Annotated in this window: 1 protein-coding gene; it reads left to right on the top strand. The window is 49.1% G+C overall.

Features of this window, described 5'->3' with window-relative positions:
• A partial coding sequence (locus BBB58_RS15095; protein ID WP_143180286.1) for a chlorophyll a/b-binding protein occupies window positions 1-212 on the top strand: 212 nt, incomplete at both ends.

The raw sequence follows: 212 nt of genomic DNA, 5'->3' as shown, positions 1-212 counted from the left end.
GGTGGAAGCTTCGACCCATTAGGCTTAGCTGATGACCCAGAAGCTTTCGCTGAATTGAAGGTGAAGGAGATTAAGAACGGGAGATTGGCTATGTTCTCCATGTTTGGATTCTTTGTTCAAGCAATCGTCACCGGAAAGGGTCCTTTGGAAAACTTGGCTGACCACTTGGCTGATCCAGTCGCCAACAACGCCTGGAACTACGCCACCAACTT

Origin of the sequence: Exiguobacterium profundum (genome assembly GCF_001909285.1) — a bacterium.
Taxonomy (GTDB): domain Bacteria; phylum Bacillota; class Bacilli; order Exiguobacteriales; family Exiguobacteriaceae; genus Exiguobacterium; species Exiguobacterium profundum.
Note: the sequence above shows the minus strand (reverse complement) of the source record. Positions and strands in the feature narration are given on the sequence as shown.